Source organism: Streptomyces chumphonensis (assembly GCF_014779715.1).
Lineage (GTDB): Bacteria > Actinomycetota > Actinomycetes > Streptomycetales > Streptomycetaceae > Streptomyces > Streptomyces chumphonensis.
This window is the reverse complement of record NZ_JACXYU010000001.1, coordinates 301,945-328,421: the sequence shown is the minus strand read 5'-3', so window position 1 is coordinate 328,421 and position 26,477 is coordinate 301,945. Positions and strand designations below refer to the sequence as shown.

Here is a 26,477-nt window from a genome sequence, read left to right as displayed (position 1 = left end):
CGGCGGGCGGAGCCTGGCACGATGGCGGGGTGACCGCACCGACCCCCTCCTCACCCCAGCCAGGACGCCCGTCGGGGCCCGAGCCCGGGCGGCAGCCCCTCCACGACCCGTGGGCCGCGCGTCCCCCCGCCGGGGAGGGCGTCGACACGCCGGAGCGCGGCGGGCCCACCGGAGAGGTCGTGGGGGCGTCCGACCTGTGGCAGTGGATCCTCACGGCGGTCGCCGTCACCGCCGGCGGAGCGCTGCTCGGCCTGCTGTGGTGGTGGCTGGCCCCCGACGTCGCCTACATCTCCGACGGGCGCGACGCCTTCCTGCGCAACAACGAGAGCGAGGACTCCTTCGGCGTCCAGGGCACGTTCGCGCTCCTCGCCGCCGCCCTCGGGGTGCTGAGCGGTCTCGTGGCCTTCCTGCTGCGCCGGGCGGGAGGCGTCGGCGTGGTGCTCGGACTCGCCTCCGGCGGGGTGCTCGGCTCCTGGGCGGGCGCCTGGTTCGGCGGCCTGCTCGGCCCGGGCGGCGACCTGACGGCCCGCGCCGTCGAGGCCGGCCGGGGCGGGGTGTTCAGCGGGCCGCTGGAGTTGAGCGGGTGGGTGCTGTGGCTGCTGTGGCCGCTGGCCGCCCTCACCACCCACCTGCTGCTCGTCGCCGCCTTCGGGCCGCGCGAGGCGGCCCCCCGGGTGCCCCCGCAGAGCTGGGGCACACCGCAGGACCGGCCCCCGAAGGACGTGTCCCCGCAGGACCGGCCCCCGAACAGCGCGGTCCCGCCGGCCCCGCAGCACCCCCGGCCGCAGCCGCCCGGCGAGCCGCCGCGTCCCTGACCGAGGCCCCGGGACCGGCCCCGGGACCGAGGCCCCGGCTGTGGCCGCTCAGCCGCCGATCGCCGCCGTGCGGGCGCCCGTCTGCGCGATGAGGTCCGCCGGGGCCAGCTCGATCTCCAGGCCCCGGCGCCCGGCGGAGACGCACACCGTCGTGTGGGCCCGCGCGGAGACGTCCACCACGGTCGGCAGCGGCCGCCGCTGCCCGAGCGGGGAGATGCCGCCGCGCACGTAGCCGCTCGACCGCTCCGCCGCCGCCGGGTCCGCCATGACGGCCCGCTTGCCGCCCACGGCGGCGGCCAGCGCCTTGAGGTCCAGCGGGCCCGTGACCGGGACGACGGCGACCGTCAGCGCGCCGTCCACCTCGGCCACCAGCGTCTTGAACACCCGCGCCGGGTCCATGCCCAGCGCCCGTGCCGCCTCCTCGCCGTAGGAGCCGGCCGCCGGGTCGTGCGGGTAGGCGTGGACGGTGAACGCCACCCCGGCCGCCGTCAGCGCCACCGTGGCGGGCGTGCCGCCGCCCCCGCGCGTCTTCCTGGCCACCGTGCTCCCCTCGTTCCTCCGTCGCTCCGGCCGCTCCGGCCGGGGCGGGTCAGTTCGGGCTGGTCGGCTGGTGGGTGAGGTCCACGGCGGGCAGCGAGGGCAGCTCGCCGAGCACCGCCGTCTCCCGGCGCAGCAGCCGCAGCTCCTCGGCCAGCCGGGACGCCGTGTCCGGCGCCTGGAGCAGCCGCTGCTTGGTCACCGTGTCCAGCACGGTCGCGGCGGCGACGAGGTAGGAGACCACCGACGGCTCCTCGGGCAGTTCCTGACCGGTGGTGAGCGTCAGCTGCTGCGCCCCCGCCAGCCGCTTGCGGTACTCCCCGAAGGCCCGCAGCACCCCGGCGGCCAGCGCCCCGGCGCCCTCGCCGCCGTCCTCCTCCAGCTCCTCCACCTCACCGACGAGGTACGGGCCCGAGGCGTCCACCGACAGCAGCCGGAACCGGGTGGTGCCGGTCGCCAGCACCTCGTAGCCCTCGGCGCCCTCCCGCTCCCGGATGGTCGAGGCGTCCGCGACGCAGCCGACGCCGTGGAAGGACCCCATCGGCTCGGGGCCGAAGCCGGCGGCCGGGCCGGCGTCGGGCGCAGGTGAACCGTCGGGCAGGCCGAGCGCGGTCGGTGCCACTTCGTGTCCGTCCCGGATCGCCACGACGCCGAACGGGCGCGGCTCGTCCTCCGGGATCTCCAGGAGGTCGCCCATGAGGGCGCGGTAGCGCGGCTCGAAGACGGTGAGCGGCAGGACCAGCCCGGGGAACAGCACGGTGTTGAGCGGGAACAGAGGCAGCGCGATGGTCACAGTCGGCCACCTTACGGCGCGTCCGCGCTCCGGCGTGCTCCGGCTGCGCCGAGGAGCGCGGGACGCGCGCCCCCCGGCCGGCCCCGCCCCCGGCCGACCCGCCCGCGCGGCGGACGTCACTGCCGGCGGAGCATGCGCGTCGCTCCGGCGGCGACCGTCGTGGCGAGGACCCACCCGGCCAGGACGAGCCCGACGGCGACCCACTGGCCGGCCCCCGCCGGGTTCCAGGCGCGGTCGTGCCCCAGGTCGATCACCGGCAGCAGGAGGTCCAGCGCGTAGACGGCGGCGTTCCAGTGCGGGTACTTGTCCTGCTCCAGCGGCTCGGGACGGCGGCCCGCGAAGAACAGCGCGCCCGCGAGCCACAGGACGGCCATCCACAGCGCCGCCAGCCCCGGCCGGTAGCCGTAGGCGACCGTCCAGTCCTGGAGGTGGCCCCACACCTTCCCGACGGGGGAGAGGGTCTCCCGCCGGCGCCGCTGCTTGGCCAGGAGCACACGGCGGGCCTCGGCGTCCTCGCCCCCGTTGCGCAGGACGGTGGCGAGCTGTTCGTAGGGCCCGGGGGAGTACTCGGGGGTCGCGGTGGCCAGCCAGGCGAGCCGCCGTGCCAGCGGGAACGGGCCCACGGGGATGAGCTGGTCGTAGCTGAACCCCGCCATCCACAGGCCGTCGCGCACGGGCCAGCTGTCGACGCTGTCCACGAGGTTCCCCACGGTGGCTCCGGACAGGACGACGCGCCCCTCCTCCGGCCGCTCGGGGGTGAAGCACAGCTCCGGCGTCTGGACGCGGCGCAGGGAGATCTCCTGGCCGCGTCGGAGGGTGAACCGCGCCTGGTCCACCACGAGGGAGTCCCCGAAGCGCCCGTCGTCCAGCTTCAGGCCGCCGGTGCACTGGAACCGCTTCACCCCGCGCGCCGGACTGTCGGCGGGCCGTCCGTCCGGGCCCGGCGGGAGGTGCCCCGGGGGCGAGGGCACCCCGCCGGGCGGCGTCACGCCCTGGGCGACGTAGGCGGTGCCGGGCCCGGACGTCGCGCAGTGCGCGAAGCGGGCGACGTGCATCTCCGGGGCGTGCAGCGCGTACCGGCCGCGATGGTTGCGCAGGACGCTGCCGTACAGGTAGAGCGAGCCGCCGATCTGGGCGCCCCGCAGGCTCACCTCCCCGTCGCACATCAGGAGGCTGGCCTGGAGGTCCTGGCCGACGGTCAGGCCGTCGGCGGCGATGGCGCGGGTGCGGCCCCCGCTGCCGACCGTCGCCTCGTTGAGCAGCAGGTCCGTGCCGATCGACGCGTCGGTCAGCCGTATCCCCTCGGTGACCGTGCAGCGGGCGAGGTGGAGGTCGCCGTCGGTGCCGGCCCGGGCGGCCTCCAGCCGGGGCAGCCGGCAGTCCAGCAGCCGGACGGTGCCCATCCGGGCTTCGGTCAGCAGCAGCTCCTCCTCGAAGCGGCACTGCGTCAGCTCGACGTACACCCCCACCCGGCCGCCGGAGAGGTCCAGCCGCCCCGATATGTGCGCCCCCGCCAGGCTCAGCGAGGCGACGCGCCCGAGCAGCGGCGGCGGCCCGTGCAGGAGCAGCAGCGCGACCACGCGCGCCCGGATGGTGCGCCGGGGCCCCCAGGGCCCGTCCCCGCCCGGGTCGTCCAGCGCGGGGTCGCCCGTGCGCAGGTCGTGTCGGCTGCCGTTGCGGAAGGCCTGCCACAGGCCCCACTCCGCCGTCGTGAGCCGCAGCTCCGCAGGTGGCTCGCCGTCGGTCAGCGGCTCGCTCACGCCCGTCCCCCCTCCGCCGACGGCCGCCGGTCGAGCGGCCGTACCGGTGTGTGACGGGATCAACGCTATCGGTCAGCACCGACGACGGACACCCGTATCACGCTCTGATACGGGGCGAGGTCACCGCATGCCGTCTGCGAGACTGGACCCGTGCTGCGAACCATTTCCCTGACCCGCATCGACCTGCGCGGTACCGCCTCCTCGGGCGGCCCCGGCGGGATCGACCGGGACCTGCTGCCCCGCGCCGAGCTCGACGTCGAAGCCGCCCTGGAGAAGGTGCGGCCCATCTGCGAGGACGTACGGCATCGCGGCACCGCGGCCCTCATCGACTACGCGCGGCGGTTCGACGGCGTCACCCTGGACCGCGTGCGCGTCCCCGCCGAGGCGCTCCGCAGGGCCCTGGAGGAGCTGGACCCGGCCGTGCGCGCGGCCCTGGAGGAGTCCGTCCGGCGGGCCCGCACCGTGCACAGCGCCCAACGCCGCACCGACCACACCGTGCAGGTCGTCCCCGGCGGCACCGTCACCGAGCGCTGGGTGCCCGTGGAGCGGGTGGGCCTGTACGTGCCGGGCGGCAAGGCGGTCTACCCGTCCTCCGTCGTGATGAACGTGGTGCCCGCGCAGGAGGCCGAGGTGCCCTCCCTGGCGGTGGCCTCGCCCCCGCAGGCCGAGTTCGGCGGGCTGCCGCACCCGACGATCCTCGCCGCCTGCGCGCTGCTGGGCGTCGACGAGGTCTACGCCGCCGGCGGTGCCCAGGCCGTCGCCATGTTCGCCTACGGCACCGAGGACTGCGCTCCCGCCCAGCTCGTCACCGGCCCGGGGAACATCTGGGTGGCGGCGGCGAAGCGGCTGCTCAAGGGCCGTATCGGCATCGACGCCGAGGCCGGCCCGACGGAGATCGCGATTCTCGCGGACGCCACCGCCGACCCCGCGCACGTCGCCGCCGACCTGATCAGCCAGGCCGAACACGACACGCTCGCCGCCGCCGTCCTCGTCACCGACTCCGAGGAGCTGGCGACGGCCGTCGACGCGGAGCTGTCCACGCGGGTCGCCGCGACCAAGCACGCCGAGCGCGTCACCGAGGCCCTGGCCGGGCGGCAGTCCGGCGTCGTCCTAGTCGACGACGTCGAGCACGGCCTGCGGGTCGTGGACGCCTACGCGGCCGAGCACCTGGAGATCCAGACCGCCGACGCCGCCGCCGTCGCCGCCCGGGTGCGCAACGCCGGGGCCGTCTTCGTCGGCCCCTACGCGCCCGTCTCCCTCGGCGACTACTGCGCGGGCTCCAACCACGTCCTGCCCACCGGCGGCTGCGCGTGCCACTCCTCGGGGCTGTCCGTGCAGTCCTTCCTGCGCGGCGTCCACGTCGTCGACTACTCCCGCGACGCCCTCGCCGAGGTCACCCACCACGTCGTGCACCTCGCCGAGGCGGAGGACCTGCCCGCGCACGGCGCCGCCCTCACGGCCCGCTTCGACGGGAAGGTGCCCGGCGCGTGACCGTCCTGGAAGACCTGCCGATCAGGGACGAGCTGCGCGGCCAGTCCCCCTACGGGGCGCCGCAGCTCGACGTCCCCGTCCGGCTGAACACCAACGAGAACCCGTACCCGCTGCCCGAGGAACTGGTGGCGCGGATCGCCGAACGGGTCGCCGAGGCCGCGCGCGGCCTCAACCGCTACCCCGACCGGGACGCCGTCGAGCTGCGCACCCGGCTCGCCGCCTACCTCACCCGCACCTGCGGGTACGCGGTCAACGCCGACGGCGTCTGGGCGGCGAACGGCTCCAACGAGGTCCTCCAGCAGCTCCTCCAGGCGTTCGGCGGCCCCGGGCGCACGGCGCTGGGCTTCGACCCGTCGTACTCGATGCACGCGCTGATCGCCCGCGGCACCGGCACCGACTGGGTCTCCGGCTCCCGCCGGGAGGACTTCACCGTCGACGTCGACGCGGCCCGGCGGGAGATCGCGCGGCACCGCCCGCACGTGGTGTTCGTGTGCTCGCCGAACAACCCCACCGGCACCGCCGTCGAGGCCGACACCGTGGTCGCGGTGTACGACGCCGCCCAGCGCGCGGCGCGCGGGAAGGGCGCGCTCGTCGTCGTCGACGAGGCGTACGGCGAGTTCAGCCACCACCCGTCCCTGCTGCCGCTGCTCCGGGACCGCCCCAACCTGGTGCTCTCCCGTACCATGTCGAAGGCGTTCGGCGCCGCCGGGCTCCGGCTCGGCTACCTGGCCGCCGATCCGGCCGTCGTGGACGCGGTGCAGCTCGTCCGGCTGCCGTACCACCTGTCGGCCGTCACCCAGGCCACGGCGCTCGCCGCGCTGGAGCACACGGACACCCTGCTCGGCTACGTCGAGCGGCTGAAGTCCGAGCGGGACCGGCTGGTGACGGAGCTGCGGGCGGCCGGGTGCGAGGTGACGGCGTCCGACGCCAACTTCGTGCAGTTCGGCCGGTTCGACGGCGAGGGCGGCGCGCACGCCGTCTGGCAGGCGCTGCTGGAGCACGGCGTGCTGGTCCGGGACAACGGCGTGCCCGGCCGGCTGCGGGTCACCGCGGGCACCCCCGAAGAGAACGACGCGTTCCTGGACGCAGTACGCGCAGTGATGAAGGAGAACGAGCGATGAGCCGCGTGGGACGGGTGGAGCGCACCACCAAGGAGACCTCCGTCGTGGTCGAGCTGGGCCTGGACGGCACGGGGAAGGTCGACGTCGCCACCGGTGTCGGCTTCTTCGACCACATGCTCGACCAGCTCGGCCGGCACGGTCTGTTCGACCTCAGCGTCAAGACCGAGGGCGACCTGCACATCGACAGCCACCACACCATCGAGGACACCTCCCTCGCGCTCGGCGCCGCCTTCCGGCAGGCCCTCGGCGACAAGCGGGGCATCGTCCGGTTCGCGAACGCCTCGGTGCCGCTGGACGAGTCCCTGGCCCAGGTGACGGTCGACCTGTCCGGACGGCCCTACCTCGTGCACGCCGAGCCCGAGAACATGGCTCCGATGATCGGCCCCGACTACGACACCACGATGACCCGGCACATCCTGGAGTCCTTCGTCGCGCAGGCGCAGATCGCGCTGCACGTCCACGTGCCCTACGGGCGCAACGCCCACCACATCGTGGAGTGCCAGTTCAAGGCGCTCGCCCGCGCCCTGCGGTACGCCAGCGAGATCGACCCCCGGCAGACGGGCATCCCGTCCACCAAGGGCGCCCTGTGAACGGAGTCTCGACGGCCCTCGTCTTCGTCGGGCTGTTCCTGCTCGGCGGGGCGATCTCGTTCTGGCGGCAGGGCCTGCCCAAGGGCGTGGTCGGGCTCCTCGGAGCCGGTTCCGCCCTCGCCCTGATCGCCGGCATCCTGCGTCTGGAGGTGTGGCAGTGAGCACGGCCGCCGCGAAGAAGGTCGTCGTCTTCGACTACGGCTTCGGCAACGTCCGGTCGGCCGAACGGGCGCTCGCCCGCGCTGGCGCCGACGTGGAGATCACCCGCGACTACGACGCCGCGATGAACGCCGACGGGCTGCTCGTCCCCGGCGTCGGCGCGTTCGCCGCCTGCATGGCCGGGCTCAAGGAGGCCCGGGGCGACTGGGTGGTGGGCCGCCGGCTCGCCGGAGGCCGCCCGGTCATGGGCATCTGCGTCGGCATGCAGATCCTCTTCGCCCGGGGCATCGAGCACGGCGTGGAGGCCGAGGGCCTGGACGAGTGGCCCGGCACCGTCGGACCGCTGAAGGCCGACGTCGTCCCGCACATGGGCTGGAACACCGTGGAACCGCCCGCCGACTCACGGCTCTTCGCCGGGCTGGACGCCGACGCCCGCTTCTACTTCGTGCACTCCTACGCCGCGCACGGGTGGGAGCTGGAGGTGCACAACCCGGCGATCGCGCCGGCCAGGGTGACCTGGGCCACGCACGGCGAGCGCTTCGTCGCCGCCGTGGAGAACGGGCCGCTGTGGGCCACCCAGTTCCACCCCGAGAAGTCCGGCGACGCCGGAGCGCAGCTGCTCACCAACTGGATCGGTACCCTGTGATGACCCAGAAGCTCGAACTGCTTCCCGCCGTCGACGTCCGCGACGGCCAGGCCGTGCGCCTCGTGCACGGCGAGTCCGGCTCCGAGACCTCCTACGGCGACCCGCTCCAGGCCGCGCTCGCCTGGCAGTCGGCGGGCGCCGAGTGGCTGCACCTGGTGGACCTGGACGCCGCCTTCGGCACCGGCGACAACCGGGACCGCATCGCCGAGGTCGTCCGCACCATGGACCTGAAGGTGGAGCTGTCCGGCGGCATCCGCGACGACGCCTCGCTCAAGGCGGCCCTGGCCACCGGCTGCACCCGCGTCAACCTGGGCACGGCGGCGCTGGAGTCCCCGGAGTGGGTTGCGAAGATCATCGCCGAGCACGGCGAGAGGATCGCCGTCGGCCTCGACGTACGCGGCACCACGCTGCGCGGCCGGGGCTGGACCCGCGACGGCGGCGACCTGTACGAGACGCTGGAGCGCCTCAACGCCGAGGGCTGCGCCCGCTACGTCGTCACCGACATCAACAAGGACGGCACCCTCCAGGGCCCGAACCTGGAGCTGCTGAAGAACGTCTGCTCCGCCACCGACCGCCCGGTCGTGGCCTCCGGCGGCGTCTCCTCACTGGCCGACCTGCGGGCCATCGCCACGCTCGTCCCGCAGGGCGTGGAGGGCGCCATCGTGGGCAAGGCTCTCTACGCGAAGGCGTTCACCCTGGAAGAGGCCCTGGAGGCGGTGGCGGGATGACCATCGAGCGCGTGCGAGGCCGCAGTCCCTTCGAGGAGGCCGTCGGCTCCGCACGCGCGGTCGCCGCGGGCGACCGGGTCACGGCCACCGCCCTGCCGTTCCTCGACGGCGCGGTGGAGGGGGAGGGCGATCCCCACACGCAGGCCCGCGTGGCCTTCACCCTCGCCCTCGACGCCCTGGCCGAGCTCGGCGCGGACGTCGAGGCCGTCGTCCGCACCCGGCTGTACCTGGCCCACACCCGCGACGTCGACGCGGTGAGCCGGGCCCACCAGGAGGTCTTCGGAGCGGTGCGACCCGTCACCACGCTGGTCGTCGTGTCGGGCTTCGCCGACTCCCGCGTCCTGGTGGAAGTGGAAGTGGAAGCACACCGAGAAGTCTCAGGAGAACGTTCGTGACCCTGGCCGTACGAGTCATCCCCTGCCTGGACGTGGACGCGGGCCGGGTCGTCAAGGGCGTCAACTTCCAGAACCTGCGCGACGCCGGCGACCCGGTGGAGATGGCGAAGGTCTACGACGCCGAGGGCGCCGACGAGCTGACGTTCCTGGACATCACCGCGTCCTCGGGCAACCGGGAGACCACCTACGACGTCGTGCGCCGTACCGCCGAGCAGGTCTTCATCCCGCTCACCGTGGGCGGCGGCGTCCGCACCCCCGACGACGTGGACCGGCTGCTGCGGGCCGGGGCCGACAAGGTCGGCGTCAACACCGCCGCGATCGCCCGGCCCGAGCTGATCCGGGAGATCGCCGAGCGCTTCGGACGCCAGGTGCTCGTGCTGTCGGTGGACGCCCGGCGCACCCCGTCGGGCTCCTTCGAGGTGACGACGCACGGCGGCCGTCGGGGGACCGGCGTCGACGCCGTGGAGTGGGCGCACCGCGCGGCCGAACTGGGGGCGGGGGAGATCCTGCTGAACTCCATGGACGCCGACGGCACGAAGGACGGCTACGACACCGAGATGATCGCCTCGGTGCGTCGGCACGTCACAGTGCCGGTCATCGCCTCCGGGGGCGCGGGGAAGCCCGCGGACTTCCCGGGGGCGATCACCGCGGGCGCCGACGCCGTCCTCGCCGCCTCGGTCTTCCACTTCGGCGATCTGCGGATCTCCGAGGTCAAGGACGCGCTGCGGGCGGCGGGCCGACCGGTCCGCTGAGACCGGTCACAGGCCCAGTTCCGCCTCCCCGGCGCGCCCGACGGCGTCCGGGTCACCGTCGACGTCGACCCGGGCGACCCGCTGGCGGCCGTAGGCGTACAGCAGGAGCTCGCCCGGTTCACCCGTGACGGTGACGACCGGTGTGCCCTTCTTGACCACGGCCGTCTGCCCGTCCGGGCGTCGCAGCACCAGGCCGACCGGGCACCTGCGGCCCAGCAGCCTGGCCATCTTCTCCAGCCGCCTCCACAGCGCGTCGGAGAAGACCGGGTCCAGGGTGCGTGGCGTCCACTCCGGGTGGGCCCGGCGGACGTCCTCGGCGTGGATGTAGAACTCGACGGTGTTGGCCGCCTCGTCGACCTGCTTGAGGGAGTAGAGCGAGCGACGCGGCGGGCCGGTACGGACGAGCTCCACGAGCTCGTCGTACGGCCGCGCCGCGAACTCGCCCTGCACCCGGTCGAGACGGGCGGCGAGGGGCTTGATCAGGAGGCCGCCGGCCGCGTCGGGCCGGCGTTCCCGGACGACGAGGTGGGCGGCGAGGTCGCGGGTCCGCCACGGTCCGCACAGGGTCGGGGCGTCCGGACCCGCCGCCTCCAGGAGGTCGGCGAGGAGCAGGCGTTCACGCCGGGCATGAGTCGACATGACGCCCACCCTACGGCCGGTGTCAGGGCAGCGAGCCGGTGAGCTCGTCGCCGTCCTGGGCGTCGCTGATCGTCAGGGCGCAGGAGACGGTGTCCTCACCCTGGTACTCGTAGGTCGACTGCAGCGGGTAGAGCGCGAAGGGGTAGTAGACCTTGCCGTCGGCGGGCATGGCGTTCACCTTGTCCTGCGCGTCCTTCTCGCACAGGGAGATGGACTCCTCACCGATCGCGCTGTCGTCGGCGTAGTCGCCGGAGAGCGTGATGTTGGTGATGACCTCCGCGTCGTGCGGCTCCGAGCAGGACTTCTCCTCGATCTCGGTGACGTCGCTGCTGAGCGTCGGATGGTCGAAGCACGTCCCCGGGTCCAGCACCTCGAACTCCAGGTACGGCGACTCGGTCGGGACGTCGATGTCGAACGGGTCGTCGGTCGCCTCGTCTGAGGGCTCGCCCGTCGGCGCGTCCGACGACTCCTCCGGGTCGGGCGTGCCGCTCGCGGTCGGCGTGGCGCTGCTGTCGGCCTTCACGTCCGGCTCGTCGTCGCCCGAGGTGGCGATGAGGATGCCGCCCACCGCGAGCGCGGCGACCAGCACGGCCGCGATGACGATGACGGCGACCTTCGGCCCGTTGCCCCCGCTCGGCGGCGGCGGGGGGTAGCCCCCGGGCCCGCCGGGCGGACCGGGCGGGCCCCCGGGTATGCCGGGGCCGCCGTAGGGCGGCTGGCCCGGGTAGCCACCGGGCTGCCCGGGCTGGCCGGGGTAGCCGTAGCCGTCCGGGGGTCCCGGCTGGTGGGGCTGCTGGGGATAGCCGTAGCCACCGGCCGGCGGGCCGGGCTGCTCTGGGGGACCGAAACCCTGCGGCGGACCGAAACCGCCGCCGGCGCCGGACCCGGAATGGTTGTTCGGCGGCGGAGGATAGCTCATGCACGAAAGGATGCCCCATGGCACCGACGTGCGACGTCCCGGGCCCGTCACAGCTTCGGAACAGCGGACCCGGCCGAACGAGGCGTCCGGGTAAGGGTGTTATGTCGGCTTTCCCGATTCGGTCGTCTCGGCGGCAGAATGATCCCATGCCCGCAACCGCACTCGATCCCGCCGTCGCCGCCCGCCTCAAGCGCAACGCCGACGGCCTGCTCCCCGCCATCGCCCAGCAGTACGACACCGGTGAGGTCCTCATGCTGGGGTGGATGGACGACGAGGCCCTGCACCGGACCCTGACCACGGGCCGGTGCACGTACTGGAGCCGCAGCCGCCGCGAGTACTGGGTCAAGGGCGACACCTCGGGCCACGTCCAGTACGTGCGGTCCGTGGCGCTGGACTGCGACGGCGACACCCTGCTCGTCCGGGTCGACCAGGTCGGCGCCGCCTGCCACACCGGCGACCGGACCTGCTTCGACGCCGGCCGGCTCCCGCTGGCCTCCCCCGCCCCGGACGCCGCCCCGCCGTCCCCGCAGCCCGGCACACCGGAACAGGAGCGCTGACCCCTCACATGACCGCCTCCCCCGACCTCGACACCTTCCGCACGCTCGCCAAGGACCGCCGCGTCATCCCGGTGGTCCGCCGCCTGCTGGCCGACGCGGACACCCCCATCGCCCTGTACCGCAAGCTGGCCGCCGAACGCCCGGGCACCTTCCTGCTGGAGTCCGCCGAGAACGGCCGGACCTGGTCGCGGTACTCCTTCGTCGGCGTCCGCAGCGCCGCCGCGCTGACCGTCCGCGACGGGCGGGCGCACTGGCTCGGCACGCCGCCGGTCGGCGTCCCCACCGACGGCGACCCGCTCGACGTCCTGCGGGCCACGGTGGAGACGCTGCACACCCCGCGCGATCCGGAACTGCCGCCGTTCACCGGGGGCATGGTCGGCTACCTGGGCTACGACGTCGTCCGCCGCCTCGAACGGGTCGGGGACAGCGCCGAGGACGACCTCGGGCTGCCCGAGCTGACCATGCTGCTCGCCTCCGACCTCGCCGTGCTGGACCACCGCGACGGCACCGTCCTGCTCATCGCCAACGCCATCAACCACAACGACCTGGACACCGGCGTCGACGAGGCGTACGCCGACGCCGTCGCCCGCCTCGACGCGATGACGGCCGACCTCGGCCGCCCAGCGCCCTCCGGCGCGACGCCCCTGCCCGAGCCCGCCGTCCCCGCCTACGAGGGGCTGTGGGGCGGCGCGAACTACCGGGCGGCGGTGGAGGACGTCAAGGAGCGCATCCGGGCCGGCGAGGCCTTCCAGGTCGTCCCCTCCCAGCGCTTCCAGACGGCGACGGACGCCACCGCGCTCGACGTCTACCGGGTGCTGCGGACGACCAACCCCAGCCCGTACATGTACCTGTTCCGCTTCGGCGACCCGTCGGCGCCCGACGACGGCACCGCGTTCGACGTGGTCGGCTCCAGCCCGGAGGCGCTGGTCAAGGTGGAGGAGGGGCGGGCGATGCTCCACCCCATCGCCGGCACCCGGCCGCGCGGCGAGACCCCCCAGCGCGACCACGCCCTGGCGGAGGAGCTGCTCGCCGACCCCAAGGAGCGCGCCGAGCACCTCATGCTGGTCGACCTCGGCCGCAACGACCTGGGCCGGGTGTGCGCGCCCGGCAGCGTCGAGGTGGTCGAGTTCATGACCATCGAGCGGTACAGCCACGTCATGCACATCGTCTCCACGGTGACGGGCCGGCTGGCCGCGGACCGCAGCGCCTTCGACGCGCTGCTGGCCTGCTTCCCCGCCGGGACGCTCTCCGGCGCGCCCAAGCCCCGGGCGCTGCAGATCATCGAGGAGCTGGAGCCGGTGCGCCGCGGGCTGTACGGCGGCTGCGTCGGCTACCTGGACTTCGCCGGGGACGCCGACACCGCCATCGCCATCCGCACCGCGGTGCTGCGCGAGGGCACCGCCTACGTCCAGGCGGGCGCCGGCGTCGTCGCCGACTCCGACCCCGCCGCCGAGGACACCGAGTGCCGGAACAAGGCGGCGGCCGTGCTGAGGGCGGTCCATGCGGCCGGGCGGCTCGGAGGTAGCGTGGCGGGGTGAGCACCGCACCCTCAGCGACCGACCGCGACCGAGCCGCCCGACGCGCCCTCGGCGCCGCCCTGTTCGGTGGCGCGCTCGGCGCCGCCCTCGTCCTGGTCTCGGCCGGCCAGACGTGGGGCGAGGCCGTCGCCACCGGCCCCGGCGGGGCGTTGCCCGTCGAGGTGGGCGGCGGTGACGTCACGGGGGTGCCCAGCGCCCTCGCCCTCGTGGGCCTGGCCGCGCTGGTCGCCGTCTTCGCCGTCCGGGGCGCCGCCCGGCTCCTGGTCGCCCTGACGCTCACCCTGTGTGGTGCGGGGGCCGTCGTCGCCGCGCTGGCGGGGGCCGTCGACACCGGGGCGCTGAGCGACGCGGCGGCCACGGCGACGGGGCTGAGCGGCGGCTCGCTCCGGGACGTGAGCCACAGCGCGTGGCCCTATGTCGCCGCCGCCGGGGGCGCCCTGCTCGTGCTGGTCGGCCTGCTGGCCCTCCGCCACGGCCGACGCTGGCCCGCCATGGGCAGCCGCTACGAGCGCGGTTCCGGCGCGCGGCGGCCCCGTCCGGGACCCGGTGCGGACGCGGACCGCCCCGAGGACCTCTGGAAGGCCCTCGACCGGGGCGAGGACCCCACCGACGGCCCCGGCGACGGCGCCACCGACGACCCCGGCGACGACCCCGGCGACGGCGCGGGGGACCGCCCGGCGGCGGACGGGACGGCCGGGGACGACCGCCCGAAGGGGCCCTGACACAATGCCCGTGAGCACCCGCGCACCCGCGCGGGGGCGCTCATCCGTCTCTCAGATCGACCGAGGAGCCACTCATGGCGGACAGCAGCCACGGACACACCCCTGCCGCATGGACCGGCGTCACCATCGCCTTCATCGGCTTCTGCATCGCCGGTGCGTTCATGGTCATGGCCGAGCCGGTGGGCTTCTGGGCCGGGATGGTCGTGATCGTCCTCGGCGGCGTCGTCGGTGGCGTGATGCGCGCCATGGGGATGGGCATGCCCAAGGAAGACGACGCGCTCGTCGCCCGCCGCCAGGAGGCCGCCACCACCCAGTCCTGACCGGCGTCCGCGTCGGACAGACCCTGGGAGCAGCACGCTCCACGCGCCCGCCCCGGCCCCGAACGGCCGCCGGGAGCGGGCGCCGTCCGTGGGGGCGGGCGGGCGCGTGGAGCGTCCGGAGTGCGGCACGGGCCCACTCCGGTGATGCTGGACGAATGCCGCGTACCGCTCTCCCGGCCGCCGGGGCCGTGACCGCCCGGCTCCTTCCGCTGGCCGCCCTGGTCGCGGCGGGTGCGGGCGCCGCGTACGTCGGCCGCGTCGACCCGAACGAATCCGGCCACTATCCCCCCTGCCCCCTCCTGCGCCACACCGGCCTGTTCTGCCCCGGCTGCGGCGGGCTGCGCGCCGTGCACGCGCTCGTCACCGGCGACCCGCTCACCGCCCTCGGCGCCAACGCCGCCGTGGTGGGCGGTGCGGCGGTCCTCGCGGTGCTGTGGCTGGGCTGGTTCCTCCGGCCCGCCGCGCCGCCGCTGCCCGCCCCCGGGCACGTCCGCTGGGCGGCCGCGCTGGCGGTGGCCTTCACGGTGGTGCGCAACACGCCGCTCGGTGCGGCGCTCACCCCGGAAGCCGGAGGTCCGCCGGGTGTTTTGTCCGGAATGTGAGATCCGGCTCCACCGGATGCGGGTCCTGTGTGCCTGGCCGGATACCATCACAGGGATTGTCCGCGACGTTCCGTAACTCAGCAGAAAGGGGCCGCTCGCGTGAGTGTGCTCGCCGAGATCATCGACGGAGTCCGCGCAGACCTCGCCGAGCGCCAGCAGCGCGTCAGCCTCGACGAACTCAAGGAGCGTGTCGCGAAGGCGCCGCCCGCCCAGGACGGGGTGGCCGCGCTGAAGGGCGACGCCATCAAGGTCATCTGCGAGGTGAAGCGCTCCAGCCCCTCCAAGGGAGCGCTCGCCGCCATCGCGGACCCGGCGGGCCTGGCCGCCGACTACGAGGCGGGCGGCGCCGCCGTCATCTCCGTCCTCACCGAGCAGCGCCGGTTCGGCGGCTCCCTCGCCGACCTGGAGGCCGTGCGCGAGCGGGTCGACATCCCGGTCCTGCGCAAGGACTTCATCGTCACCGCCTACCAGCTCTGGGAAGCCCGCGCCCACGGCGCCGACCTGGCCCTGCTGATCGTGGCCGCCCTGGAGCAGGACGCCCTCGTCTCCCTCATCGAGCGGGCCGAGTCCATCGGCCTCACCCCGCTGGTCGAGGTGCACGACGAGGAGGAGGTCGCCCGCGCGGTCGACGCGGGTGCCCGCGTCATCGGCGTCAACGCGCGCAACCTCAAGACCCTGGAGGTCGACCGGGGCAACTTCGCCCGGGTCGCCCCCACCATCCCGGACAGCGTCGTCAAGATCGCCGAGTCCGGCGTGCGCGGCCCGCACGACCTGATCGCCTACGCCAACGACGGCGCGGACGCCGTGCTGGTCGGTGAGTCCCTGGTGACCGGCAAGGACCCGCGCACGGCCGTGGCCGACCTCGTCGCCGCCGGGACGCACCCGGCGCTGCGGCACGGCCGCTGACCTTCGGTAGGCTGACCGGCGTGAACCGCACCTTCGCCCGACTCGCCCGCGGCTGCCGGCCGCGCGGCTGCCGCGCGCCCGCACGGCGTGTGCGCGGACGGCGTGTGCGCTACCACATCGGAGCCGAGCCCGGCCAGATCAACGGGCGGCGATGGCGCGCCTGAGCAGGCCCCCGTCCCGCGACTGACCTGGACGCGACACCGGGCCACCGCAGCGTGACGCCACGCTTCCCGGCCGGCCCCCCGCGTCACCGGGCCACCGCCCGTGCGGACGCCTGTTCCACCGCCTCCCTCCCCGTACGGCGCCCGGCGCCCGCCCGCGTCGCCGCGCCGCACCCACCTCTCCGGCGTGCCGACGTCACCCGCGTGCCGCCGCCGTGGCCCACATCTCACCGTGGAGTGCTCCGATGTCCGAAGACTTCTTCCTCCCCGACCCCGAAGGCCGGGTGCCCAGCACCGCAGGCTACTTCGGCGCGTTCGGTGGCAAGTTCATCCCGGAGGCGCTCGTCGCCGCCGTGGACGAGGTCGCCGCCGAGTACGCCAAGGCCAAGGACGACCCCGGCTTCGCCGCCGAGCTGAACGACCTGCTCGTCAACTACACCGGGCGGCCCAGCGCGCTCACCGAGGTGCCGCGCTTCGCCGAACACGCCGGGGGCGCGCGGGTCTTCCTCAAGCGCGAGGACCTCAACCACACCGGCTCACACAAGATCAACAATGTGCTCGGCCAGGCGCTGCTGACCCGGCGCATGGGCAAGACCCGCGTCATCGCCGAGACCGGCGCCGGCCAGCACGGCGTCGCCACCGCCACCGCCTGCGCCCTGTTCGGGCTCGACTGCACCATCTACATGGGCGAGATCGACACCCGGCGCCAGGCGCTCAACGTCGCCCGGATGCGCATGCTGGGCGCCGAGGTCGTCCCCGTCACCTCCGGCAGCCGCACCCTGAAGGACGCCATCAACGAGGCGTTCCGCGACTGGGTCGCCAACGTCGACAGCACCCACTACCTCTTCGGCACCGTCGCCGGACCGCACCCCTTCCCGGCCCTCGTCCGCGACTTCCACCGCGTCATCGGCGTCGAGGCGCGGCGGCAGATCCTCCAGCGCGCCGGACGGCTGCCGGACGCCGTCGCCGCCTGCGTCGGCGGCGGCTCCAACGCCATCGGCCTCTTCCACGCGTTCATCGGCGACGCGGACGTGCGGCTGGTCGGCCTGGAGGCCGCCGGACACGGCGTCGACTCCGGCGAGCACGCCGCGACCCTCACCGCCGGGGAGCCCGGCATCCTGCACGGCTCCCGCTCCTACGTCCTCCAGGACGACGAGGGCCAGATCACCGAGCCCTACTCCATCTCCGCCGGTCTGGACTACCCCGGCATCGGCCCCGAGCACTCCTACCTCAAGGACACCGGCCGCGCCGAGTACCGCCCGGTCACCGACGACCAGGCCATGCGGGCCCTGCGGCTGCTGTCCCAGACCGAGGGCATCATCCCCGCCATCGAGAGCGCCCACGCCCTCGCCGGGGCCCTCGACCTCGGCCGGGAGCTCGGCCCGGACGGCGTGGTCCTCGTCAACCTCTCCGGCCGGGGCGACAAGGACATGGACACCGCCGCCCGCTACTTCGGCTACTACGACACCGACGCGGACACCGACACCGACGCCGCCCCCGACCAGCACCCGCGGCCCCAGCAGAAGACGGAGGCCGAGTGATGGCCGGCACCACCCACATCCACGGCACCCCCGCCCCCGCCGCCCACCACGACACGCTCCCCGAGGTCCCCGCCGGGGCGCGCGGCAACCTGGAGCTGCTCGAAGCCGCCCTGGCCGCAGCCAGGGCCGAGAACCGCGCGGCCCTGGTCGGCTACCTGCCCGCCGGCTTCCCCACCGTCGACGGCGGCATCGCCGCCTGCACGGCCCTGCTGGAGAGCGGCTGCGACGTCGTCGAGGTCGGACTGCCGCACAGCGACCCCGTCCTGGACGGCCCGGTCATCCAGACCGCCGACGACATCGCCCTGCGCGGCGGCGTCCGCATCGCCGACGTCCTGCGCACCGTGCGGGAGACCCACGCCGCCACCGGCAAGCCGGTGCTGTGCATGACGTACTGGAACCCCGTCGACCGCTACGGCCCCGAGCGGTTCGCCGCCGAACTCGCCGCCGCGGGCGGTGCCGGCTGCATCCTGCCGGACCTGCCGGTCGAGGAGTCCGACGCCTGGCGCCGCTCCGCCGCGCACCACGGGCTCGCCACCGTCTTCGTCGTCGCGCCCAGCAGCCAGGACGCCCGCCTGGCCACCATCACGGCGGCGGGCAGCGGCTTCGTCTACGCCGCGTCCCTCATGGGCGTCACCGGTACCCGCGACTCCGTCGGCCGCGAGGCCGCCGACCTCGTCGCCCGCACCCGGGCGACGACCGACCTGCCGGTGTGCGTGGGGCTCGGCGTCTCCAACGCCCGGCAGGCGACCGAGGTGGCCGACTTCGCGGACGGCGTCATCGTCGGCTCGGCGTTCGTCAAGGAACTCCTCGCGCACCCCGACGACCTGGACGCCGGCCTCGCGGGCGTCCGGCGCCTGGCGGGCGAACTCGCCGCCGGCGTGCGCCGGGACTGACGTCGACGCCGGCCCGGGCCGAGAGCGGCGGTCGTGCACCGCCGCCCTTCGGCCCGGAGCCGGTGGTGCCGGGGCCGTGACGTGCGCCCCGGCACCGAGTAGCGTCGGCCCGTGGAAACGAGCACGTCACCCCCGCCCTGGTACCGCCGCCGGCAGCGCCGCCGCGCGGGCTCGGAACTGCCGGTGACGATCGGCGCCCTGCGCGAGGCCCGGCTGCTCGGCACCGACCTGCGGGCCGGGCTGCGGGCGGGCGGGGCACCGGCCGCCCGCCGCATCCGGCGGCTCCTGCGCGCGGACGCCGTCCTCCTGGCCGACCTGGACGGCCCCGTCGCCCGGCACGGCACCCTGCCCGCCGGCAGCGACACCGACGCGCTCCTCGCCGAGGTGTACGAGCACGGCACCGCCCTGCGCCGCCCGCCGCTGTGCGCGGCGCCCCTCATCGTCGCCGGGGACCTCTCCGGCTGCCTCGTCGCGGCGGGCGACCTGGGCGAGGAGGACCTCGGCGAGGTCGCCCGGCTCGTCGCGGAACACCTCGACCACGCCGGGCTGCGCACCGCGCGCGTCCGCATCGCCGCGGCCGACCTGCGCACCCTGCGGGCGCAGATATCCCCGCACTTCCTGCACAACGCGCTGGCCGTCATCGCCGCGCACATCCGCAGCGACCCCGCGCGCGCCCGGGGCCTGCTCACCGACTTCGCCGACTACCTGAGGTACTCCTTCTCCACCCAGGGCGACTACGCCACGGTCGCCGAGGAACTCCAGGCCACCCAGACCTACCTGGAACTCCAGCGCGCCCGCTTCGACGACCGCCTCGACATCACCGTGCGCATGGCGCCGGAGATCCTGCCCGTCGCCGTCCCCTTCCTGGTCGTGCAGCCGATCGTGGAGAATGCCGTCCGGCACGGACTGGAGCGCAAGGCCGGACGCGGCCACATCAGCGTCTCCGGCGTCGGCGAGGGCCCCTTCGTGGTCATCGAGGTCGAGGACGACGGCGTCGGCATGGACCCGGCCCTCGCGCGGGCCGTCCTGGCCGGCGGCGGCCCGCCCGCCCGGGGCGTCGGCCTCGCCAACGTCGACCAGCGGCTGCGTGCCGTGTACGGACCGGAGCACGGACTCCTCATCGAGACCGCGCCCGACAGCGGTACCAAGGTGATCATCCGGGTGCCGCGCTTCATGCGAGGAGTGGTGGCGGAGTGACGTTGCAGGTCCTGGTCGTCGAGGACGAGCCGTCCACCCGCGAGGAGCTCGGCGCCTTCCTCGCCGAGATGCCCGAGGTCGCCGACGTCCTGGCGGCGGACAGCGGCGAGGCGGCCGTCCGGCTGCTGGGCGGCGTCGCCTTCGACGCCGTCTTCCTCGACATCTCCATGCCCGGCCTGGACGGCATGGCGGTCGCCCGCGTGATCAGCATGCTCTCGCGGCCGCCCGCGATCGTCTTCGTCACCGCCTCCGAGTCGCACGCCATCGAGGCGTTCGGCATCGGCGCCGTGGACTACCTGCTCAAACCCGTCCGGCCCGAGCGGCTCGCCGACTCTGTCGCGCGCATCGTCCGGCTCCGGCGCGCCTCCGCCGAGGGCGCCCCGCCCGCCGACGAGCTGGCCGTCGTGCAGATCGAGCACAGCCGGCGCACCGTCTTCGTGCGGCGGGACGACATCCAGTTCGCCGAGGCGCACGGCGACTACGTGCGGCTGCACACCGCCGACGGCACCCACCTCATCCGGCTCTCCCTCTCCTACCTGGAGGAGGTGTGGGCGCCCGCCGGGTTCGTCCGCGTGCACCGCGGCTACCTCGTGGCCGTGGGCTGGGTGCACGACCTGCGCGTCACCAGCTCCGCCGGGCTGGTGGCCGCCACCCCGGCCGGGGACGTGCCGGTCAGCCGCCGCCACGCACGCGGTCTGAAGGAGCAGCTCATCGAGGCCGCCCGCAGCGGGCGGCTGGGCCGGGCCGCGCGGTGACCGGCACCCGGCGGGTGCGGGTCAGCAGCCCGCAGACCCGCATCGCCCTGGCCCGCGGCGTGCGCGGCGTCCGGCGGCCGCTGCCGCTGCCCGGCCCCGCCGACCCCGCACTGGCCCGCCGCGTCTTCGTCGCCCAGCGCCGCGCCGCCGTGCGCACCGTCGCCCTGCTCGCCCTCGTCCTGTTCGGCACCAGCGGCCTCATCGCCGCGCTCCCGGTCCTGGACCGGCTGACGGTCGGCGGCGTCCCCCTGTCCTGGCTGGTCCTCGCCACCGCCACCTATCCGCTCCTGCTGCTCATCGCGGCGTGGCACGTGCGGGCCGCCGAGCGCACGGAGGACCGCCTGCGGCCCCCGTCCGCACCTACCGGGGACGGTCCGGGCCGCCCCGCCCGGGACGGCCGCCGGTGACCCGCACGACGCCGGACGGGCCCGCGTGACCGGCCTGCTGGCCATCGGCTTCCTCATCGCCGCCAGCCTGGCCATCGGCGTGTACGGCGTGCGGGCGGCGCGCACCACTCCCGACTTCCTCGTCGCCTCCCGCCGGGTCGGCGGCGGCTGGAACGCCATGGCCATCGCGGGGGAGTACGTCTCCGCCGCCTCCGTCCTGGGTCTGGCCGGGCTGCTCCTCAAGGACGGCATCGGCACCATGTGGTACGCCGTCGGCTTCACCGCCGGGTACGTGGCCGTGGCCGCGCTGGTGGCCGGTCCCATGCGCCGCTCGGGCGCCTTCACCGTCCCCGACTTCGCCGAGTACCGGCTCGCCTCCACCGGTGTGCGGCGGCTGTGCGGGCTCGTCGTGCTCGTCATCATGTGGCTCTACCTGGTACCGCAGTTCAAGGGCGCGGGCGTGGTGCTCCAGCTGGTCAGCGGCACGCCGTACTGGGTGGGCGTGGTGCTGGCCGGCCTCGTCGTCAGCGGCTCGATCGCGATGGGCGGGATGCGGTCGGCGACGTACGTGCAGGCGTTCCACTACCTCGTGAAGCTCGCCTTCATCGCCGTGCCCGCCGTCTTCCTCGTCGTGCGGGCCGGAGCGGAGACCCGCGCGCGGGCGCTGGAACCGGTCACCGTCCCCGACGGCTGGAGCCGGCCGCTGCTCGACATCGGGGACGCCGGGTACCCGCTGCTCAGCACCTGGTCCGTCCTGCTGGCCACCACGCTGGGCGCGGTCGGGCTGCCGCACGTCGTCATGCGATTCCACACCAGCGCCAGCGCGCGGGCCGCGCGCCGCGTGGCCGTCATGGTGATCGCCCTGCTCGGCGTCTTCTACCTCTTCCCCGTGGTCTACGGCCTGTTCGGCCGCGTCCTGACGCCGCACCTCGTGCACCAGGGCGCCACGGACACCGTCGCCGTCGTCCTGCCCGGCGAGGTCGCCCCCGGCACCCTCGGCGGCCTGCTCACGGCCCTCGTGGCCGCCGGCGCCTTCGCCGCCTTCCTCTCCACGTCCTCGGGGCTGCTGCTCGCCCTGGCGGGCGGCCTCTCCCACGACCTGTTCGGCAGCGGCCTCTCCCGGCTCCGGCTGGCCGTGGCCGCCGGTGCGTTCGTCGCGGTGCTGCTGTCCCTGCCCGCCGCGCACGTGGACATCAACGTGATGGTGGGCTGGGCCTTCGCGGTCGCCGCCTCGACCTTCTGCCCGCTGCTGGTCCTCGGCATCTGGTGGCCCCGCCTCACCCTGCCGGGCGCGGTCTGCGGCCTGGTCGTCGGCGGCGTCTCGGCGACGGGCGCCGCGCTCGCCTCGGTGGCCGGCACGTACGCCTCCGGCCTGCTGACGGTCCTGCTCGCCCAGCCCGCGGCGTGGACGGTCCCCCTGGCGTTCGCCACGATGGTCGGCGTCTCCCTGCGCTGGGGCTCACCCCCCGAGGGCGCCACCCGTGCCGTCCTCCGCCTCCACGCCCCCTGACGTCCGCCGCCCGCCGCCGTGCGCGGCACGCGGCGGTGCCCCGGCCGACGCCGGTCGGCCGGGGCACCGCGGTCGCGGGCGGGTGCGCGTCAGTGGTCGCCCGCCGGTTCGGCGCCGGCCCCGGTCAGGGCGCGGACCTGGAGCTCCGCGAACCGCCGGGGGTCGCGCTCGTCGGAGAGGAGCGTCCCGACCACCGCGCACAGCAGGCCGAGCGGGATCGACACCAGGCCCGGGTTGGCCAGCGGGAACCAGGAGAAGTCGGCGCCGGTGACGAGTGCCTTCTCCGAGCCCGACACCACGGGGGAGAAGATCACCAGTCCCACCGCGCTGATCAGACCGCCGTAGATGCCGGCCACCGCGCCCTGGGTGTTGAAGCGCTTCCAGAACAGGCTCAGCAGCAGGGTCGGCAGGTTCGCCGAGGCGGCGATGGCGAAGGCCAGGGCCACGAGGAAGGCGACGTTGAGGCTCTGCGCGAAGATCGCCAGCACGATGGCCACCGCTCCCACGCCGAACGCCGACATCCGGGCGACCCGCACCTCGTCCTGCTCGGTCGCCCTACCGCCGCGCAGCACGCTGTTGTAGAAGTCGTGGGCCAGGGAGGAGGACGACGCGATGGTCAGCCCCGCCACGGTGGAGAGGATCGCCGCGAACGCGACGGCCGCGATGATCGCCAGCATCACGGCGGCCAGCCCCGAACCGCCGAAGTGCTCGCCCGCCGCCTCGGCGAGCTGCGGAGCGGCCGTGTTCCCCGCCGCGTCCTGGGCGGTGATGGCCTCCTTGCCCACCAGGGCCGCCGCGCCGAAGCCCAGGACCAGGGTCATCAGGTAGAAGGTGCCGATGAGGCCGATGCCCCAGTTCACCGACTTCCGCGCCGTCTTGGAGTCGGGGACCGTGTAGAAGCGGATCAGGATGTGCGGCAGCCCGGCGGTGCCGAGCACCAGGGCGAGGCCCAGGCTGATCATGTCCAGCTTGTTCCACAGCGTCTGGAGCGCGTCGCCCGGGACCTCCGTGCCGAAGCGCAGCCCGGGTTCGAGGAAGGACTGTCCGGCCCCGCTCGCACCGGCCGCGTCGTTCATCAGGGCGCCGAGGTCGAAGCCGTAGACGCCCAGCACCATCACCGTCAGCAGGAAGGCGCCGCCCATCAGCATCCCGGCCTTGATGATCTGCACCCAGGTGGTGTCCTTCATCCCGCCGAAGGTGACGTAGACGATCATGAGGATGCCGACGACGACGATCCCGGCGATCTTGGCGGTGTCCGCGTCCATGCCGAGGTACGTCTCACCGGGGGCGATGCCGAGCAGCAGGGCGATCAGCGCGCCGGCGCCGACCATCTGCGCGAGCAGGTAGAAGACCGAGACGGTGAGGGTGGAGACGGCGGCGGCGGTCCGGACGGGCCGCTGCCTCATGCGGTAGGACAGCACGTCGGCCATCGTGAAGCGACCGGAGTTGCGCAGCAGTTCGGCGACCAGGAGCAGGGCGACGAGCCAGGCGACGAGGAAGCCGATCGAGTAGAGGAAGCCGTCGTAGCCGAACAGCGCGATCATCCCCGCGATACCGAGGAAGGAGGCGGCGGACATGTAGTCGCTGCCGATCGCGAAGCCGTTCTGCAGCCCGGTGAAGCCGCGCCCGCCGGAGTGGAAGTCGGCGGCCGACTTCGTCTGGCGGCTGGCCCGGACCGTGATGACCAGGGTCACCGCGATCATCGACACGAACAGCAGCAGCGTGATGGCGCGGCTGGAATCGCTGGTCTCAGCGGCGAACATCATGCGGAACGCTCCGAATCCTGGGGGGCGGTACGGCCGGCGTGCGCGGCGGGCTCCCGCCCGTGCAGTTCCTCGCGCAGGGAGTCGGCGAGCGCGTCGAGCCGCCGGCCTGCGTAGCGGGAGTACAGGACGGCGATGCCGAAGGTGCTGACGAACTGGAGCACGCCGAAGACGAGCGCGACGTTGACGGTCCCGAACAGCACCGTGGACATGAGGTCGCGTGCGTACGCGGACATCAGCACGTACAGCAGGTACCAGGCGAAGAAGGCGACGCTCATCGGGAAGACGAAGACCAGCAGCCGTCGCTTCAGCTCCAGGAAGCGCGCGTCGGTGTGCATCGCCACCGTCCGTTCCGCCCGCTCCTCCTCCGGTGAGCGGGAGTGCGGTGGGTGATCTGTCGGCATGAACGCCTCCTCGGCAGGGGGAACTGGGGGGAAGGTAAGCAGCGTCACAGCGCGGGGGAAGCGGCACTCCGGGACGTGCGGTGAACGTTCCGGGCGCGCGACAAGCGGTACACCTCCGTGCGACGACCGGTCCGAAACCACGCCCAGCGGTCGTCAAGCCGTCCGAGGTCGTCGTCCCTTCGGGGGAAATGCGGCGCGGAGCGCGGGCGAAACGCCGGGACGGTCGTTGGCCCGGATGTGATGAGCCACAGCAGCCAGGAGGGAAGCCGCCCCGCCGTCGCGCGGCTGCGGGAGCAGCGCGAGCGGGAGCAGGCGTCGCACAAGCGCAGGCGCGGACTGAAGGCCGGCCTCGTCGCCGTGGGCGTGCTCGCCGTCGTCGGCGTGGTGGGCTACGCGGCGGCCGGCGGCTCGCAGGAGAAGGGCGACGGCAAGGCGGCGCCGCCCGTCACCGAGGGCAAGAACAGGGCCCCCGTCACGCTCACGATCTACGAGGACTTCCGCTGCCCGGGCTGCGCCCAGTTCGAGCGGGCCTTCAAGGACACCGTCCACGAGTTGACCGACGAGGGGAAGGTCCGCGTCGAGTACCACCTGGTCTCGATCATCGACGGCAACATGGGCGGGAACGGCTCGAAGTACGCGGCCAACGCGGCGCACTGCGCCAAGGACGCCGAACTGTTCACCCCCTACCACGACCTGCTCTACGCCGAGCAGCCGCCGGAGCAGGAGGACGCCTTCGCCGACAAGGACCGCCTCATCGAGCTCGCCGGTGAGATCCCCGGCCTCGACAGCCCCGAGTTCCGCTCCTGCGTCCAGAACGGCACCCACGACACCCGGGTGACCCGCACCAACGACGCCTTCACCGCCTCCGAGTACAACGCCACCCCGACCGTCCTGCTGAACGGCGAGAGCCTCTACGGGGACCCGACCGACCCGCTCACCCCCGAGAGCCTGCGCGTCAAGGTCGAGAAGGCGGCGGCCGACGCAGCGTGACGCACGAGGGCCGGGCCCGGGCGGTTACCGCCTCCCGGGCCCGGCAGGGTAGCGTCTGAAGGGCCATGGACATCCTCGCGTCTATCCCCAGCCCGTCGAGCGGTGAGATCGAGCTCGGCCCGTTCCCGCTGCGCGGCTACGCCGTGTGCATCATCCTCGGCGTCTTCGTCGCCGTCTGGCTCGGTGGCCGACGCTGGGTGGCGCGCGGCGGCCGTCCCGGCACGGTCGCCGACGTCGCGGTGTGGGCCGTCCCGTTCGGCCTCGTCGGCGGGCGGCTGTACCACGTCGTCACCGACTACCAGCTCTACTTCGCCGAGGGGCGCGACCCCGTCGACGCGCTGAAGATCTGGGAGGGCGGCCTCGGCATCTGGGGCGCCATCGCGTTCGGCGCGCTCGGCGCCTGGATCGCCTGCCGGCGCCGGGGCATCCCGCTGCCCGCCTACGCCGACGCCGTCGCCCCCGCGCTCGCCGTCGCCCAGGCGATCGGCCGCTGGGGCAACTGGTTCAACCAGGAGCTCTACGGCCGGGCGACGGACCTCCCGTGGGCCGTGGAGATCGACAACGGCACGCACGAGGGCACGTTCCACCCCACGTTCCTGTACGAGTCGCTGTGGTGCCTGGGCGTCGCCGCGCTCGTCGTCTGGGCCGACCGCCGATTCCGCCTCGGCCACGGCCGGGCCTTCGCGCTCTACGTCGCCGGGTACACGGCGGGCCGGTTCTGGATCGAGTACCTGCGCATCGACGAGGCGCACGAGATCTTCGGCCTGCGGTTGAACAACTGGACCTCCCTGCTGGTGTTCCTGGCCGCGGTGGCCTTCATCGTCGTCTCCGCCCGGCGTCGCCCGGGCCGCGAGGCCGTCGTCGAGCCCGACCCGGACGGGGTGCGG

General features: G+C 74.4%; 30 protein-coding genes and 1 pseudogene. 24 read left to right on the top strand and 7 right to left on the bottom strand.

Annotation, left to right across the window (positions count from 1 at the left end; translation table 11 throughout):
- The first annotated feature begins 29 nt into the window (after positions 1 to 29).
- Entirely contained in the window at positions 30 to 815 is a 786-nt protein-coding gene (locus IF129_RS01280; RefSeq protein ID WP_191207501.1) for a hypothetical protein, read from the top strand.
- Positions 816 to 863: 48 nt separating this feature from the next.
- On the opposite strand, the gene ybaK is transcribed toward IF129_RS01280, so the two are convergent.
- From ybaK to IF129_RS01265, 3 genes are all read right to left on the bottom strand, one after another.
- The gene (gene ybaK, locus IF129_RS01275) at positions 864 to 1,355 is read right to left on the bottom strand and encodes a Cys-tRNA(Pro) deacylase (RefSeq protein ID WP_191207500.1); all 492 of its coding nucleotides are present in this window, start codon (positions 1,353 to 1,355) and stop codon (positions 864 to 866) included.
- A gap of 49 nt (positions 1,356 to 1,404) precedes the next feature.
- Positions 1,405 to 2,145, bottom strand: a complete 741-nt coding sequence (locus IF129_RS01270) for an LON peptidase substrate-binding domain-containing protein (RefSeq protein ID WP_191207499.1) — start codon at positions 2,143 to 2,145, stop codon at positions 1,405 to 1,407.
- 116 nt (positions 2,146 to 2,261) lie between these two features.
- The gene (locus tag IF129_RS01265) at positions 2,262 to 3,905 is read right to left on the bottom strand and encodes an oxidoreductase (protein WP_191207498.1); all 1,644 of its coding nucleotides are present in this window, start codon (positions 3,903 to 3,905) and stop codon (positions 2,262 to 2,264) included.
- A 150-nt stretch (positions 3,906 to 4,055) separates the two neighbouring features.
- On the opposite strand from IF129_RS01265, the gene hisD reads away from it, so the two are divergent.
- Genes hisD through hisF form a run of 8 tightly spaced genes read left to right on the top strand, consistent with a single transcriptional unit; the run spans position 4,056 to position 9,787 of the window.
- Entirely contained in the window at positions 4,056 to 5,396 is a 1,341-nt protein-coding gene (gene hisD, locus IF129_RS01260; protein ID WP_318153484.1) for a histidinol dehydrogenase, read from the top strand.
- On the top strand, positions 5,393 to 6,517 hold the full coding sequence (locus IF129_RS01255) for a histidinol-phosphate transaminase (RefSeq protein WP_191207497.1): 1,125 nt from the start codon (positions 5,393 to 5,395) through the stop codon (positions 6,515 to 6,517). The genes hisD and IF129_RS01255 overlap by 4 nt, the downstream gene beginning before the upstream one ends.
- Positions 6,514 to 7,107 carry an imidazoleglycerol-phosphate dehydratase HisB gene (hisB, locus tag IF129_RS01250; protein ID WP_191207496.1) on the top strand — a complete coding sequence of 198 codons (594 nt, stop codon included), beginning with the start codon at positions 6,514 to 6,516 and terminating at the stop codon, positions 7,105 to 7,107. Before IF129_RS01255 ends, hisB begins: the two co-directional genes overlap by 4 nt.
- On the top strand, positions 7,104 to 7,268 hold the full coding sequence (locus tag IF129_RS01245; RefSeq protein WP_191207495.1) for a hypothetical protein: 165 nt from the start codon (positions 7,104 to 7,106) through the stop codon (positions 7,266 to 7,268). The genes hisB and IF129_RS01245 overlap by 4 nt, the downstream gene beginning before the upstream one ends.
- A complete protein-coding gene (hisH, locus tag IF129_RS01240) occupies positions 7,259 to 7,912 on the top strand; it encodes an imidazole glycerol phosphate synthase subunit HisH (RefSeq protein ID WP_381481619.1) in 654 nt (217 codons plus the stop codon). Before IF129_RS01245 ends, hisH begins: the two co-directional genes overlap by 10 nt.
- The gene (gene priA, locus IF129_RS01235) at positions 7,912 to 8,640 is read left to right on the top strand and encodes a bifunctional 1-(5-phosphoribosyl)-5-((5-phosphoribosylamino)methylideneamino)imidazole-4-carboxamide isomerase/phosphoribosylanthranilate isomerase PriA (protein ID WP_191207493.1); all 729 of its coding nucleotides are present in this window, start codon (positions 7,912 to 7,914) and stop codon (positions 8,638 to 8,640) included. Before hisH ends, priA begins: the two co-directional genes overlap by 1 nt.
- Positions 8,637 to 9,035: a Rid family hydrolase gene (locus IF129_RS01230; RefSeq protein ID WP_191207492.1), complete on the top strand. Its 399-nt coding sequence runs from the start codon at positions 8,637 to 8,639 to the stop codon at positions 9,033 to 9,035. Before priA ends, IF129_RS01230 begins: the two co-directional genes overlap by 4 nt.
- Positions 9,032 to 9,787 (top strand): imidazole glycerol phosphate synthase subunit HisF, encoded by a 756-nt coding sequence (hisF, locus tag IF129_RS01225; RefSeq protein WP_191207491.1) that lies wholly within the window; start codon positions 9,032 to 9,034, stop codon positions 9,785 to 9,787. Before IF129_RS01230 ends, hisF begins: the two co-directional genes overlap by 4 nt.
- A 6-nt stretch (positions 9,788 to 9,793) precedes the next feature.
- Here the strand turns inward: hisF and IF129_RS01220 are convergent, their stop codons facing one another.
- Positions 9,794 to 10,426: a TIGR03085 family metal-binding protein gene (locus IF129_RS01220; RefSeq protein WP_191207490.1), complete on the bottom strand. Its 633-nt coding sequence runs from the start codon at positions 10,424 to 10,426 to the stop codon at positions 9,794 to 9,796.
- Between the two features lie 22 nt (positions 10,427 to 10,448).
- Positions 10,449 to 11,345: a hypothetical protein gene (locus IF129_RS01215; RefSeq protein ID WP_191207489.1), complete on the bottom strand. Its 897-nt coding sequence runs from the start codon at positions 11,343 to 11,345 to the stop codon at positions 10,449 to 10,451.
- Positions 11,346 to 11,491: 146 nt separating this feature from the next.
- Here IF129_RS01215 and hisI point away from each other — a divergent pair, with 146 nt between their 5' ends.
- The 13 genes from hisI (at position 11,492) to IF129_RS01150 (ending at position 22,433) form a co-directional block, all read left to right on the top strand.
- Positions 11,492 to 11,902 (top strand): phosphoribosyl-AMP cyclohydrolase, encoded by a 411-nt coding sequence (gene hisI, locus IF129_RS01210; protein WP_224754193.1) that lies wholly within the window; start codon positions 11,492 to 11,494, stop codon positions 11,900 to 11,902.
- Between the two features lie 8 nt (positions 11,903 to 11,910).
- Positions 11,911 to 13,440: an anthranilate synthase component I gene (locus tag IF129_RS01205; protein ID WP_191207488.1), complete on the top strand. Its 1,530-nt coding sequence runs from the start codon at positions 11,911 to 11,913 to the stop codon at positions 13,438 to 13,440.
- The gene (locus IF129_RS01200; protein WP_191207487.1) at positions 13,437 to 14,162 is read left to right on the top strand and encodes a TIGR02234 family membrane protein; all 726 of its coding nucleotides are present in this window, start codon (positions 13,437 to 13,439) and stop codon (positions 14,160 to 14,162) included. Before IF129_RS01205 ends, IF129_RS01200 begins: the two co-directional genes overlap by 4 nt.
- 74 nt (positions 14,163 to 14,236) lie before the next feature.
- A complete protein-coding gene (locus IF129_RS01195; protein ID WP_191207486.1) occupies positions 14,237 to 14,482 on the top strand; it encodes an HGxxPAAW family protein in 246 nt (81 codons plus the stop codon).
- A 155-nt stretch (positions 14,483 to 14,637) separates the two neighbouring features.
- Complete coding sequence (locus IF129_RS01190; protein ID WP_191207485.1) at positions 14,638 to 15,084, top strand: DUF2752 domain-containing protein; 447 nt, start codon at positions 14,638 to 14,640, stop codon at positions 15,082 to 15,084.
- A gap of 99 nt (positions 15,085 to 15,183) precedes the next feature.
- Complete coding sequence (trpC, locus tag IF129_RS01185; protein ID WP_191207484.1) at positions 15,184 to 15,990, top strand: indole-3-glycerol phosphate synthase TrpC; 807 nt, start codon at positions 15,184 to 15,186, stop codon at positions 15,988 to 15,990.
- Positions 15,987 to 16,154: a tryptophan biosynthesis modulator TrpM gene (trpM, locus tag IF129_RS01180; RefSeq protein ID WP_381481632.1), complete on the top strand. Its 168-nt coding sequence runs from the start codon at positions 15,987 to 15,989 to the stop codon at positions 16,152 to 16,154. The genes trpC and trpM overlap by 4 nt, the downstream gene beginning before the upstream one ends.
- Before the next feature lie 242 nt (positions 16,155 to 16,396).
- Complete coding sequence (trpB, locus tag IF129_RS01175) at positions 16,397 to 17,692, top strand: tryptophan synthase subunit beta (protein WP_191207482.1); 1,296 nt, start codon at positions 16,397 to 16,399, stop codon at positions 17,690 to 17,692.
- Positions 17,692 to 18,585, top strand: coding sequence for a tryptophan synthase subunit alpha (trpA, locus tag IF129_RS01170; protein ID WP_191207481.1), 894 nt, complete (start codon positions 17,692 to 17,694; stop codon positions 18,583 to 18,585). Before trpB ends, trpA begins: the two co-directional genes overlap by 1 nt.
- A 111-nt stretch (positions 18,586 to 18,696) precedes the next feature.
- The gene (locus IF129_RS01165; protein WP_318153483.1) at positions 18,697 to 19,782 is read left to right on the top strand and encodes a sensor histidine kinase; all 1,086 of its coding nucleotides are present in this window, start codon (positions 18,697 to 18,699) and stop codon (positions 19,780 to 19,782) included.
- Entirely contained in the window at positions 19,779 to 20,537 is a 759-nt protein-coding gene (locus IF129_RS01160; protein ID WP_318153482.1) for a LytR/AlgR family response regulator transcription factor, read from the top strand. Before IF129_RS01165 ends, IF129_RS01160 begins: the two co-directional genes overlap by 4 nt.
- Positions 20,534 to 20,944 (top strand): hypothetical protein, encoded by a 411-nt coding sequence (locus IF129_RS01155; RefSeq protein ID WP_191207480.1) that lies wholly within the window; start codon positions 20,534 to 20,536, stop codon positions 20,942 to 20,944. Before IF129_RS01160 ends, IF129_RS01155 begins: the two co-directional genes overlap by 4 nt.
- A gap of 25 nt (positions 20,945 to 20,969) precedes the next feature.
- Positions 20,970 to 22,433, top strand: a complete 1,464-nt coding sequence (locus IF129_RS01150; protein WP_191207479.1) for a sodium/solute symporter — start codon at positions 20,970 to 20,972, stop codon at positions 22,431 to 22,433.
- Positions 22,434 to 22,522: 89 nt separating this feature from the next.
- Here IF129_RS01150 and IF129_RS01145 read toward each other — a convergent pair whose 3' ends face one another.
- Together IF129_RS01145 and IF129_RS01140 are read right to left on the bottom strand one after the other, a co-directional pair.
- Positions 22,523 to 24,199 (bottom strand): solute symporter family protein, encoded by a 1,677-nt coding sequence (locus tag IF129_RS01145; protein ID WP_191207478.1) that lies wholly within the window; start codon positions 24,197 to 24,199, stop codon positions 22,523 to 22,525.
- Positions 24,196 to 24,600 carry a DUF485 domain-containing protein gene (locus tag IF129_RS01140; RefSeq protein WP_224754192.1) on the bottom strand — a complete coding sequence of 135 codons (405 nt, stop codon included), beginning with the start codon at positions 24,598 to 24,600 and terminating at the stop codon, positions 24,196 to 24,198. The genes IF129_RS01145 and IF129_RS01140 overlap by 4 nt, the downstream gene beginning before the upstream one ends.
- A 240-nt stretch (positions 24,601 to 24,840) precedes the next feature.
- On the opposite strand from IF129_RS01140, the gene IF129_RS01135 reads away from it, so the two are divergent.
- Positions 24,841 to 25,590: a DsbA family protein gene (locus IF129_RS01135; protein WP_191207477.1), complete on the top strand. Its 750-nt coding sequence runs from the start codon at positions 24,841 to 24,843 to the stop codon at positions 25,588 to 25,590.
- 65 nt (positions 25,591 to 25,655) lie between these two features.
- Positions 25,656 to 26,459: pseudogene (lgt, locus tag IF129_RS01130) on the top strand (prolipoprotein diacylglyceryl transferase); the annotation flags it as partial.
- Between the last annotated feature and the right edge of the window lie 18 nt (positions 26,460 to 26,477).

Coding starts and splice junctions, on each gene's coding strand:
- hisB (WP_191207496.1), top strand. CDS start 6,514: ATGAGCCGCGTGGGACGGGTGGAGCGCACCACCAAGGAGACCTCCGTC.
- priA (WP_191207493.1), top strand. CDS start 7,912: ATGACCCAGAAGCTCGAACTGCTTCCCGCCGTCGACGTCCGCGACGGC.
- IF129_RS01230 (WP_191207492.1), top strand. CDS start 8,637: ATGACCATCGAGCGCGTGCGAGGCCGCAGTCCCTTCGAGGAGGCCGTC.
- IF129_RS01220 (WP_191207490.1), bottom strand. CDS start 10,426: ATGTCGACTCATGCCCGGCGTGAACGCCTGCTCCTCGCCGACCTCCTG.
- IF129_RS01215 (WP_191207489.1), bottom strand. CDS start 11,345: ATGAGCTATCCTCCGCCGCCGAACAACCATTCCGGGTCCGGCGCCGGC.
- hisI (WP_224754193.1), top strand. CDS start 11,492: ATGCCCGCAACCGCACTCGATCCCGCCGTCGCCGCCCGCCTCAAGCGC.
- IF129_RS01205 (WP_191207488.1), top strand. CDS start 11,911: ATGACCGCCTCCCCCGACCTCGACACCTTCCGCACGCTCGCCAAGGAC.
- IF129_RS01195 (WP_191207486.1), top strand. CDS start 14,237: ATGGCGGACAGCAGCCACGGACACACCCCTGCCGCATGGACCGGCGTC.
- IF129_RS01190 (WP_191207485.1), top strand. CDS start 14,638: ATGCCGCGTACCGCTCTCCCGGCCGCCGGGGCCGTGACCGCCCGGCTC.
- trpB (WP_191207482.1), top strand. CDS start 16,397: ATGTCCGAAGACTTCTTCCTCCCCGACCCCGAAGGCCGGGTGCCCAGC.
- trpA (WP_191207481.1), top strand. CDS start 17,692: ATGGCCGGCACCACCCACATCCACGGCACCCCCGCCCCCGCCGCCCAC.
- IF129_RS01145 (WP_191207478.1), bottom strand. CDS start 24,199: ATGATGTTCGCCGCTGAGACCAGCGATTCCAGCCGCGCCATCACGCTG.
- IF129_RS01140 (WP_224754192.1), bottom strand. CDS start 24,600: ATGCCGACAGATCACCCACCGCACTCCCGCTCACCGGAGGAGGAGCGG.
- IF129_RS01135 (WP_191207477.1), top strand. CDS start 24,841: ATGAGCCACAGCAGCCAGGAGGGAAGCCGCCCCGCCGTCGCGCGGCTG.